This window comes from Pseudomonas azotoformans (assembly GCF_900103345.1).
Classification (GTDB): domain Bacteria; phylum Pseudomonadota; class Gammaproteobacteria; order Pseudomonadales; family Pseudomonadaceae; genus Aquipseudomonas; species Aquipseudomonas azotoformans.
The window spans coordinates 720,453-732,117 of the sequence record NZ_LT629702.1; the positions used below are offsets into that span (position 1 = coordinate 720,453).

7 protein-coding genes are annotated in these 11,665 nt (G+C 62.2%); 2 read left to right on the forward strand and 5 right to left on the reverse strand.

The window, feature by feature from the left end:
• Positions 1–86 precede the first annotated feature (86 nt).
• Positions 87–2,519 carry a TonB-dependent siderophore receptor gene (locus BLR69_RS03215; protein ID WP_197681377.1) on the reverse strand — a complete coding sequence of 811 codons (2,433 nt, stop codon included), beginning with the start codon at positions 2,517–2,519 and terminating at the stop codon, positions 87–89.
• 108 nt (positions 2,520–2,627) lie between these two features.
• On the reverse strand, positions 2,628–4,280 hold the full coding sequence (locus BLR69_RS03220; protein WP_071495281.1) for a cyclic peptide export ABC transporter: 1,653 nt from the start codon (positions 4,278–4,280) through the stop codon (positions 2,628–2,630).
• Between the two features lie 201 nt (positions 4,281–4,481).
• Between BLR69_RS03220 and BLR69_RS03225 the strand changes: the two genes are divergently transcribed.
• Positions 4,482–5,312 (forward strand): N(5)-hydroxyornithine transformylase PvdF, encoded by an 831-nt coding sequence (locus BLR69_RS03225; RefSeq protein WP_071495280.1) that lies wholly within the window; start codon positions 4,482–4,484, stop codon positions 5,310–5,312.
• A gap of 819 nt (positions 5,313–6,131) precedes the next feature.
• Here BLR69_RS03225 and pvdO read toward each other — a convergent pair.
• Genes pvdO through pvdM form a run of 3 tightly spaced genes read right to left on the reverse strand, consistent with a single transcriptional unit; the run spans position 6,132 to position 9,667 of the window.
• Positions 6,132–6,992, reverse strand: a complete 861-nt coding sequence (gene pvdO, locus BLR69_RS03230) for a dihydropyoverdine dehydrogenase (RefSeq protein WP_071495279.1) — start codon at positions 6,990–6,992, stop codon at positions 6,132–6,134.
• A gap of 35 nt (positions 6,993–7,027) precedes the next feature.
• A complete protein-coding gene (gene pvdN / locus BLR69_RS03235; protein WP_071495278.1) occupies positions 7,028–8,299 on the reverse strand; it encodes a pyoverdine-tailoring periplasmic protein PvdN in 1,272 nt (423 codons plus the stop codon).
• Between the two features lie 18 nt (positions 8,300–8,317).
• Complete coding sequence (gene pvdM, locus BLR69_RS03240; RefSeq protein WP_071495277.1) at positions 8,318–9,667, reverse strand: pyoverdine-tailoring dipeptidase-like protein PvdM; 1,350 nt, start codon at positions 9,665–9,667, stop codon at positions 8,318–8,320.
• A gap of 142 nt (positions 9,668–9,809) precedes the next feature.
• On the opposite strand from pvdM, the gene pvdP reads away from it, so the two are divergent.
• Positions 9,810–11,429, forward strand: a complete 1,620-nt coding sequence (gene pvdP, locus BLR69_RS03245; protein WP_071495276.1) for a pyoverdine maturation tyrosinase PvdP — start codon at positions 9,810–9,812, stop codon at positions 11,427–11,429.
• Positions 11,430–11,665 lie beyond the last annotated feature (236 nt).

An 11,665-nucleotide genomic window follows, 5' to 3' on the forward strand; every position in this document is an offset into this window, starting at 1 on the left:
CTGCGCCGGTGTTTTTTTTGCCTGGCGGTTTGTAAACGCCCAAAGAAAACCCCGCCGAAGGGGCGGGGTTCCTGGGTTACTTGCGCTTAGAAGTTCCAGCGCGTGCTCAGCATGACGTTGCGCGGGTCACCGTAATAGGACGTGTTATAGAAGCCGATGTTGGTGTAGTAGTACTTGTCGAACAGGTTGTTCACGTTCAGCGTCGCGGAGACATTGTCGGTGATCTGGTACTTGGCCATTACGTCCACCAGCCAATAGGCCTCTTGGGTGAAGTCTTCGTTGCGACCCTTGCCACTGTTGTACACGTTTTGCCAGGATTTGCCCTGCCAGCGCGCGCCGCCGCCGATGGTCAAGCGGTCCAGCGGGCCTTTGAGCTTGTAGGAGGTCCAGAAGCTGACCTGGTCCTGCGGCTCCCAGGTCGAGACCTTCACGCCATGCTCATCGCGGATGACCTTATGGGTGTAGCCCGCTTGAGCTTGCCAGCCGGGGGCCAGCTCGCCAGACATTTCCGCTTCGAAGCCTTTGGTCTTGGCGGTGATGCCCTTGTTGGCGAACTCGATGCTTGGGTTGGTCGGGTTGGCGTTGTATTGCGCATCGGGCTCGGCGCGGTTGGTTTCATGCACTTCGAAGTAGGCCAGGCTGGTGTTGAGCCCGCCGTTGAAGAACTCGCCCTTCACGCCGACTTCGTAGTTCTTGCCTTCGTCCGGTTCCAGCAGTTTGTTCTCGCGGTCGCGGTTGTACACCTGCGGCATGAAGATTTCGCTGTAGCTGGCGTAGGCGGTGAAGTTGTCGTTCAGGTCATAGGTAACGCCAGCGTAAGGGACGACCTTGCCGGTTTCCGTGGAGTGGTTGTCACCGGTCAGCCAGTAGTTGGCCACGCGGCTGCCGAGGAAGACGTTCAGGTCATCGGTCAGGTTGAAGCGCGCGGTCATGTAGCCAGCGGTTTGCCGGGTGGTTTCGTCAATCACACGGGTTGGCTTGCCCCAATTCGGCTCCGGGAAGTTGCCGTCGAAGTTCCAGAAGTCAACGACACGACCGTTGACGTAAATCGGCGCACCATAGTCCTTGCCTCTCCAGCGGGAGTTGGAGGCCGAGCCACCAATCACCAGTTCATGCTCGCGACCACCGAGGGTGAACGGGCCACTGGCGTAGATATCGCCAGAGTCGGCGCGGGTGTGGCCGGTGAATTTGTTTGCGTAGAGGGTCGACAGGCCGGTCGCTGGGAACGGGCCGAGCTGGATCGCGCCCATCGGTGCGTCGTAGCCGGTGAACTGGTGGGTGTACTGGCCCTTCAACACCCAGCCGTTGGAAAAATTGTGTTCCAGGGTGGAGAAGACGCTCTGGGTGTACTGCTCCCAACTGCTCCACTTGGCGCCGTTGTTGAACGAACGCTTTACATCGATGCGGTTGCCGCTGCGATCGAACAGTGGGCGGCTGCCGGACCAGCCCGAGCCCTTGGGGTCGCTGTTCTGGTAGTCGAAGCCCACCGTCAGCAGGGTGTCTTCGTCCAGGTCGGCTTCCAGGGTGCCGAAATAGACGTTGGTCTTGCGCTCATAGCGGTCCATGAACGAATGCTTGTCCTGGTAGGCCGCCACGGCACGCCCGCGTATGTTGCCGCTCTCGGTCAGCGGGCCGCTCACGTCGATCTGGGAGCGATAGTTGTCCCAGCTACCAGCACCCAGGTCCAGGCTCGCCTTGAAGTCTCGGGTTGGTTTCTTGCGGATCAGGTTGATGGTTGCGCCTGGCGCCCCCGCTCCGGTCAACAGGCCGGTTGCACCCTTGAGGATTTCCACGCGGTCGTAGATCGCCATGTCGCTGAGGGTCTGGCCCGACGAGTAGGCCGAGTTGCGCAGGGTAGGGATACCGTCATATTGGAAGTTCTCGACCGAAAACCCACGGGCGTAATAGTTGGTACGCTCGCTGTCGAAGGTCGACACGGTAATGCCCGGGGTATGACGCATCACGTCATCAATGGAGTTCAGCCCGAAATCATCCATGTGCTGGCGGGTGATGACCGTGATCGACTGTGGGGTTTCACGCGGGGTCAGCACCATTCTGGTCGCGGTGGCAATAGTGCCCGGCGTGTAGGACCCGCTGCCTTCGGTGATCGTCCCCAATTGGTTGGCGGTCACCTGGGTCGCTCCCAGTTCCAGCCCGGAGGTGGTGCCGGCCGTGATGGTCACTGCATTGCCCTGCTGGGCGTGGCTGACGCCGGTGCCCTTGAGCAGGGCGGTAATGGCCTGGGTCGGTTCCAGTCTGCCTTTCACCGCAGTGCTGCTTTTATCCTGAACATCCGTCGGGCTGTACAGCACCTGCAGATTGGTCTGACGGCCAAACTCCTGCAGTGCCGTCCCCAACGGCTGTGCAGGAATGTCGATCTCGATCTCTTGAGCCTGTACATAGCCCGATAGCGGTAACGAAACCGCCAGGGCCAGGGCGCATGGCTTCAGGTTGACGTTCAAGGCCCTGCGCATTGACAACGCTTTGCTCAGGGGGCTGAGACCGAGTCGTACTGACATGGATGTTTTCTCTTCTATGTTTGGTTGGGCAGTTTTTAGATGTTTATGAGGTTGGTTCTCATTACCACTAGTGAGACGTTCCTGCCTGGAAAAACCGGAAAAGAAAACTCATGCAGGCTCCATTTCGTGTACTACTTTTCCGGCACGCAGGCGTACCAACTGGTCGGCGATGTCGAAATAACGGTCGTCGTGGCTGATGACAATGATGGTTTTACCCAGGCGCTTGAGGTCCGGCAGCAGTTCTGTGTAGAAGATCCTGCGGAACGCCGGGTCCTGGTCCGCGGCCCATTCGTCGAACACCAGTACCGGGCGCTCTTCCAGCCAGGCGTTGACCAGGGCCAGGCGCTTGCGCTGTCCGGTGGAGAGGTCGGTGGTGCTGAATGCGCCGTCCTTGATCGTGACTTTGTGGGCGATTTCCAGGCGTTCCAGGTACTGGGCCGCGCTGTCCAGCGACTGTTTCCCGCCGCCCTGGACCAGGTCGTCGAACAGGTAGTAATCGGCAAAGACGGTGGTAAACAATTGGCGGTAATCGTCGCGGGTCGGGGCGATCACGGCTTCGCCATTGAGGTGGATTTCACCGGATTGCGGCTGGTAAAGGCCCAGTAGCAGCTTGATCAGCGTAGTCTTGCCACAGCCGTTCTCGCCGACGATAAACACGATGTCGCCCTGTTTGATGCTCAGGTTGATGGGCCCCAGGTGGAACGGCTCGCTGCCTTCCACCGGTGGCGGGCTGTAGCTCACGCCGCGCAGTTCCAGGCTGTGCACCACCGGTTTGGGGGCTTCGCTGTCTTCCAGCAGCAAATGCGGCTCGGGAGACGAGAAACGTTCCGAGAGTTCGGCAATGCGCGAGAACGCGATCTGCGCGCGGCTGACAATTGGCAGCGCCGTCACCACGTGCTCCAGGGGGCCCTTCATATACAGCAGCACCAGCACAAAACCGGTGATCACCGCCGGGTCGGGGTTGGGGTTGTACGCCTGGAACGCCAGCGCCAGCCCGATCACCACGAAGAACAGCATGGAGCCAAAGGTTTTGGCGACGATAAAGATGTTGACCGAGCGGATCTGGATATCGCCGATCCGATCGGCAGTGGCCTGGATGCGGTGGGTATTCATGCGGTAGCGACGCGGTCGGTGGATGCGCAGCTCCTTGGCGCCGGAAGCGATGGCGGTGTAGTAGCGCTGCAGTTCGTCTTCCTGGTCGCGAGCCGCCTCAAAGCCCTTGATGCCTGCGGAGCGAGCCATGTATTGCACGGCAGTACCGATCACAATCGCCACGACCATCATCAGGAACATCGGCACCGACAGGTACGCCAGGTAGCCCAGGCAGCCCAGCGTTACCGTGGTGGCGATTGCCAGTGGTGTGAATGAGAAGGAAAAGTCGCTGATGGTATCGACGTCATGAGTCAGCACCGGGATCAGCTTGTGGGTGCGGTAGCGCTCGATCTGCTCGATGGGCGCCGAAAGCACCTTCTCACCCAGTTCCTTGCGCAGTGCCGCAATGATGCGTTGGCCTACGTAGTTGGTGCCGATATCCGACACGATCGAACTGACCAGCGCCAGCACACACAACGCCGCAAACGTCAGAATCACCCCCTGCGTCATCCCGGTGGACGAGTGCAGGGCGTTATTGATGGTCGCCAGCAACAGCGTGATGGCCAGGCCGCCGGCCATGCCCAGCGCGACGGAGACGGTCACGATGGTGCGAAAGGGCCTGAGCAATGCGAGCAAACCTTTGAAGGCGCCGCGCTTGGGGTCGGTCATAAATACTTCCCGGAAAGTGAAAAAAGAGGGGGCTGGGCACACAGACCCTTACCCATGACAAACGAAGGATTGGCGCGACTATTTAGCGCGGCGCGCCCGGCGGTGGCAGGGATGGATAAATTAGGCGGGGCCTGGTTCGTTCTTGTGGAGTAGCCGCACGCGTATCGACGCGTGCCTGATCTATCCAGCGAGAGCGAAACAATGACGAAAAGGAATCTGGTGTACGTGTGGTCACTGCGCAATGCCGCCGCCGACAAGGCCGGACAGCCAGTGGCCTACAAGGACCACGAGCGCTACATGATGTCGGTGCTGGAATCCCTGGCAGGGGCGCTGAACGACACGCCGCTGGGCGAGGCTTACAACCTGGTGGGCGTGGTGTACGACGATGACGAGCAGAACCCGCGCGACCAGCAACTGGTCCGCGACTACGGCTTTGCCTACCAACCGGGCCGCCAATGGCTGTACCCGGCCGACCTGCGCGTGCAGGGGCGCCTGGTCAATGATTTGCTGCTGAGCGTGCCGTCCACCTATCGACGCCTGCCACGGGGCAGCGCGGAACATATCGCCGGCAAGCAGGACTTCGAACGTCGCCTGCACGACACGCTGGTGGAATTGAAGGCGGACATCGTGGTGCTCGACGGCCTGCTGGTGATCCTCGATGAGCTGGTGCGCCCGGGCGCGCCGTTTGCCGGGCGCATCATGAACATTCACCCCGGCATCACCCGTATCGAATCGCCGTACGAGCGCCGTGGCGCGTATGCCACCTGGAACGCGCTGTACGGTGCGCGGGGGCTGACGGTCACCGACTGGGCGACCAAGGCCACCACGCCATCCGAGCCGCTGTACCTCACAGGTGCCTCGTTCCACTACGTGGACAACGGCATTGATTCGGGTGAAGTGTTCCACGACGTGCTCAACACCGAAATCGCGCCGGACGACACCATCCTTGAGTTGCGCTGGAACAACTTCAACAACAGCCTGTTCCCGGCGTTACATGAAGGGTTGGCGTTGTTGGCCCGGAAGGCAATCTAAAGCGGGCACGATTAAAAATGTGGGAGGGGGCAGTGACTGATACACCGCCATCGGGGGCAAGCCCCCTCCCACATTGGATCTCCAGTGCAGTTAGAGGTCGCGCACGATGCGGAACCCAATCCAATCCGCGCACATCGCGCATGCTGAAGGCAAGGGAATCTAAAGCAGGCACGGTTAAAAATGTGGGAGGGGGCTTGCCCCCGATGGCGGCAGTGACTGATACACCGCCATCGGGGGCAAGCCGCCCCTCTCACATTGGATCTCCAGTGCCGTTAGAGGTCGCGCACGACGCGGAACCCCATCCAATCCGCGCACATCGCGCATGCTGAAGGCAAGGGAATCTAAAGCAGCCACGGTTAAAAATGTGGGAGGGGGCTTGCCCCCGATAGCGGTAGTGACTGATACACCGCCATCGGGGGCAAGCCGTCCCCTCCCACATTGGATCTACAGTGCAGTTAGAGGTCGTGCATGACGCGAAACCCCATCCAGTCCGCGCACATCGCGCATGCTGAAGGCAAGGGAATCTAAAGCAGGCACGGTTAAAAATGTGGGAGGGGGCTTGCCCCCGATAGCGGTAGTGACTGATACACCGCCATCGGGGGCAAGCCCCCCTCCCACAAATGGATTTCCAGTGTTCTTGGAGGTCGCGCATGACGCGAAACCCCATCCAATCCGCGCACATCGCGCATGCTGAAGGCAAGGGAATCTAAAGCAGGCACGGTTAAACATGTGGGAGGGGGCTTGCCCCCGATGGCGGCAGTGACTGATACACCGCCATCGGGGGCAAGCCGCCCCTCTCACATTGGATCTCCAGTGCCGTTAGAGGTCGCGCACGACGCGGAACCCAATCCAATCCCCCCGCGTCTGCGGGTAGATGTTATTGCGGTTGCCCGAGCGCGAAAACACCGGTGCCTCGCCCCAGTCATTGCCGCGAATCATGTAGCCCTCGCAGTTCGGCTCCATCCACGCACTGCCGTCGGTGGGCGCGCCGATGTAGTTGGGGTGTTCGCAGTCGGCCACGCGCTCGTAGACGTTGCCATGCATGTCGTACATGCCGAAGGCATTCGGCGGGTAGCTGCCCACCGGCGATGAATAGCTGTAGCCATCGGCCGGGCCATAGGTGTTGGCGTGCTTGGCGATGCTGTAGTCCTTGCCCTCGTCGAACGGGAAGGGGAACGGCCCGGTGGAGCCGGCGCGCGCGGCGTATTCACGCTGGGCTTCGCTGACCATGTGGTACTGCTGGCCGGTTTTCTTCGATAGCCAGGCGACGTACTGTTTGATGTCGTCCATGTCCATGCACACCGCCGGCTGGCGCGGGCCCTGGGGGTAGCGCGGCTTGCTGGCGATGCATTCGCGGCCGGGGCGGGTGTCGCCGTCGGCGATCTTCACGCCGGTCTGGCGGATATAGCTGTCCCACTCGCCGGCGGTGATGTGGAAGCGGCTCATGGCGAACGGCTTGGCGAAGGTCACCTCGTGCATCGGGCCTTCATCGGGCTCGCGGCCGACTTCGTCCTCGGGGGTGCCCATGGTAAAGGTGCCGGCCGGCAGCACCACCATTTCCGGGCAATCCTTGCAGTCCTTGAACACTTTGCCGGGTTGCGGCGTGGCGGCCTGGGCCAGGTTGGGCAGCAAGGCGCCGCACAGGGCGGTGAGTGCCAATGCCGTGAGGGGTTTGTTCATGGGGTCCTCTCATTCAAAGTGGAAAAAGCTGTGCGTTACACCCGCTGACCCAGCAACGTCATGAAGCGCTGGATCTCATCGGAGGAATTAAGCAGGCCGGGCGAAGTGCGGATCACCGGGCCGACATCACGGTCCACCGCGTCGATCACCACGCGGTTTTTCATCATGTAGTCGGCCACGGCATCGCTGTCCTGGCCCTTGACCCGGAAGAACGTGAAACCGGCCGACAGTTCGGGGCTGCGCGGGGTGACCAACTCGACACGCGGGTGCCCCAGCAGGTGGTCTTTCAGTTCGCTGTTCAGGGCGTGGATGCGCGCCTGCACCTGCGCCTTGCCCAGTTGCAGATGCAGCTTGAAGGCCTCATCCGCCGCCCAGCGATGCTCGAAGGCGTGATAGCCACCCGGGGTCATGGTGGTGGCGAAGTCCTTGTCTTCGGAGAAGGTCGGCACCATCGGGGTCACGTACTGGTTTTGCGGGTCGCGGGCGCACACCAGTCCGGTACCCCGTGGGCCGAACATCCACTTGTGGGTGCCGGCGATGAAAAAGTCGCAGCGCATGTCCGGGAAGTCGAGGTTCTCCACGCCAAAGCCGTGCACGCCGTCCACCACATAGAGGATGCGGTCCCTGTCGTCACGGTTGCGGTTGTGTTCTTCCACCAGCTTGCCGATCTCGCCGATGGGCAGTTTCACGCCGCTGCCGGACTGCACCCAGGTCATGCCGAGCACGCGGGTGTTGGGGCGGATATTGCGCTGGATATTGCCCAGCACCTCGTCCACGGACACCTGGTTGGCGTTTTTGAACAGGCTGATCTTGCGGACCTGGGTCTGCTCCTTGCGCACCCGGAAGTCCAGGCTGAACTCGGTGGCGTAGTGTTCGTGGACGGTGGTGAGGATCTCCTGGTCAGGCCGCACCTTGATCCCGCCATAAATCATCGCCAGCCCTTCGGAGGTGCTGCCGGTGAGGGCGATCTGCGCCGGCGTGGCCTTCAGGTAACGGCCGGCCCATTCGCGTACCTGGCCTTCGCGTTTCCAGGTTTCCTGCAGGCCCCAGTCCATGGCCAGGCCCGGGTTGCGGTCGATCTGCGCGCGGTAGCGCTCGATGGCATCGCGCACCGGCTTGGGGTGCGTGGCCACCAGGAAGTTGGAAAAGTGCAGGTAGTCCGGGTCCTGGTTGAACAGTTGCTTGAACCCGGTCCATGGGTCATTCGATGCGGGGGCGGCAACGGCCTGGGGCAGCAGGGCGGCGCCCAGTGGCAGGCTGGCGGCAAATACCCCGGCCTGCTTGAGAAATGTACGGCGGTCGGTCATGGACTGGCTTCTAGGTGATTAGCGATTGGCCAACGGCTTGGCGGCTTTTTGTACCTGGTCCCACACCCGCAGGAAGTTGCCTCCCCACAGCTTGGCGATATCGGCTTCGGAGTAGCCGCGCTGGATCAGTTCGGCGGTGACGTTGCGGATTTCACCGACGTTGTTCCAGCCCTGGACGCCGCCGCCGTCGTTGAAGTCCGAGGCGAGGCCGACATGGTCGATGCCGATCTTGCGCACGGTGTAGTCGATGGCGTCCCCCAGGTCTTTGAGGGTGGCCTTGGGTTCTTCATCGAGGATTCCGTACAGCGCGCTGGCGTACTCGCCGAACTTGTGTTCCGGCCAGGCGGCGATGATCGCGTCGCCCGGCATCAAGGCCACCGCCAGGTTGGGCAGGGGCGGCAGGTCGAAGCGCGCACGCAGGGCGTTGAGCTTGTCCTGGGTCGGCTGGCTCAGCGGGCGCAGGTAGGCGGAGAAGCCCACGATCTGCACCACGCCGCCACTCTGCTTGATCAGTTGCAGCTCTTTGTCGCTCAGGTTGCGCGGGATATCCACCGACGCACGCGGCGCCGAGTGGGAGGCGACCATCGGTGTGCGGCTCAACTGCGCCACCTGCTCCAGGGCCTTGGTCGACATCTGCGACACATCGATGATCACCCCCAGGTCATTGAGGCGGTGCACCGCTTGCTTGCCGATGTCCGACAAACCGTCGAGGGCGTCGGTGGAGTCATTGAAAAACGGCAGCGGGCGCGACGAGTCCGACCAGGCGTTGTTGCCCACATAGCTGAAGCCGAACATGCGCATGCCGCGCGCCGCCCACAGGTCCAGCAGGTTCAGGTCGTTGCCCAGCGGGTAGGCGTTGAGCATGCTGATGAAGATCGCGAACTTGCCTTCGCCATGCAGACGCCGGAAATCATCCGGGGTGTAGGCGATGGCGACCTGGTTGGGGTAGTCGCGTACCATGCCGCTGATGATCTTGTAGCGCACTTCCTGCTCGTTGCGCGCGGCTTCGACAAAACCATCGGTGGGCTTGTGCGGGGCGTTGGGGCCGTTCCAGATTTCCGGCCAGCCGAAAATCGTCAGTGCCGCACCGGACAGGCGCCCGCGTGCCGCCTTGGCCAGGTCGAACTGGCCGCTGCCGTCCTTGTCCGCCTCGTTGCCGGCGGTGCCGAAATCGATGGGCACGGTGATATGGCTGTCGAACGACAACAGCCGGTCCTGCATTTCATTGGCCTGCTTGATCACCTCCAACGGGTAACCGGCATTGCCCTTGAACCAGTGATCCCAGACCAGGAAACCGGCCCCGGCACCGATGGCCAGTGCCAACGGCAAGCCGATATACAGCGCCTTTTTCGAACGTGGTTTTGTCATTGCCATCTCAGTCAGTTGAGGCCTTCGCTATCAGGGAAGAACGAGTGATGGGCGGGGAAATTTAGGCGGTGAGGGCGCGGCGGTAAATTTCCCCGGCGTGCAAACGTTCTAGCTCTGATAAAGCCGTTTCCTAAGGTAGACAATGACCATCTCTCGACGTGGGTTCATCGCAGGCCTGGCGCTGACCGGCGCCGCCGTGCCGGCCGCCTTCTATGCCCATCGCGAGTTGACGCGCGAAGAAGAATTGCCCGTCACCCCCGGCGAAGCCACGGTGGACCTGGCCGACACCGCCGGCCAGCACCTGGCGAACACGCTGCGTGGGGTGTGGAGCCTGCGCCTGGAAGGCCGCGACGCCGGCCTCAAGGGCCTGCCGTTGGAAGGTCTGGAGTTGCTGCTCGACATCGCCCCGCGTGGACGTGGCTTGCGAGGGTACCTGGACACCGCCGCCCACCTGCGCGCCGAGGGCGAGCCGCGTTACCGCGTGTTGGGTGACCTGCTGACAGGCGAGAGCGCCGTGCTCTATTGGCGCCTGATCGACCGCGACGCGATTGACGGCATCCCCGCCTATGAATTCAAGATGACCCTTGACCAGGTCTGGGCGGATTTTGCCAATGCCGGCAGCAGCACACTCAGCGGTCAGATCCTTGACCTCGACCGGCCCTTGGCGCTGGTCGAGCGCGATAACCGTTTCATCGCCCATAAGCAGTGGTTCCCCGAAGCCCGGCAACGCATCGGCCTCAACCCGACCCTGCTGGCCTGGCTGATATCCCCCGAACACCGCCTGTTCCACCAACTGTGGCACGCCACCCGCGACCAATGGCACAAACTCTCCGAAGAAAAGCGCGACGCCTTGCGCGGCATCGGCTGGCAACCCGGCCCGCGTGGCCAGGAGCGCGACGCCCGGGGCAAGCGCAAGGACCGCAACGGCTCGGGTATCGACTTCTTCTTCATGCACCGCCACATGCTCGGCACCGCGCGCTCCATGCAGGACCTGCCCTCATGGCCGCAATTCCCCGCGCCGCAACCGGCCCTGGAGCGTGATCGCCTGGGCTTTCTGCGCTACTTCGACAACCACGACGGCTTTGCGCTACCGCCCACCTGGTGGGCGCCGGACGACAGCGACTACACCCAGTGGGTCAGCGACATCAAGGCCGCCGAGACCTATCACAGCAATTTCCAGGTGTGGGAGTCGCAGTACCGCGACCCGCGCTACCTGGCCAGATTTACCCTGGGGCAGCTCGGCTCCGAAATGGAGCTGGGCCTGCACGACTGGTTGCACATGCGCTGGGCCTCGGTGCCCCGCGACCCGTCCAACGGCGCACCGGTGCCCATGGCCCGCGACCCCTCCGACTTTGCCCCGCGCTGGTACGCGGCGGAAAACGACTTCCTCGGCGATCCGTTTTCCTCCCACGTCAACCCGGTGTTCTGGCACTTCCACGGCTGGATCGATGACCGTATCGAAGACTGGTTTCGCGCCCATGAGCGTTTCAATCCAGGCGAAGTCAGCCGCATGGAAGTCAACGGCGTAGCCTGGTTCGCGCCGGGCCGCTGGGTGGAAGTCGGCGACCCCTGGCTGGGTCCGGATACCCACGGCTGCAGCACCACGCCGGGGTTGCAGATGGGCCGGTCGATGGAGATGGACCCGGAGACCATGAAGCTGGCGCTGCGCATCACTTTCGGTGAAGACGAGGGCCTGTTGAAGGGGTTGTTCAAACGCGTGCCGAGACGCCCGTGGTACGCCCGTCACCTGAAACTTGCCTGAACTTGTAGTGAGCAGGCTTGCCCTGCGTTGGGCTGCGAAGCAGCCCCATCAAGGCCGCTGTGTTCTTTCAGGTAAAACGAGGTGGCCGGATTAGGGCCGCTTCGCGCCCCAACGCAGGGCAAGCCTGCTCACCACTGGAATACACTCCACCCACCTGGATTGAACCAACCCCGTCCCGCCTTGTCCCCGCTTCCCATGTCACCCCCCGCCCGCCAAATCCCTTAATTTTCCAAGCC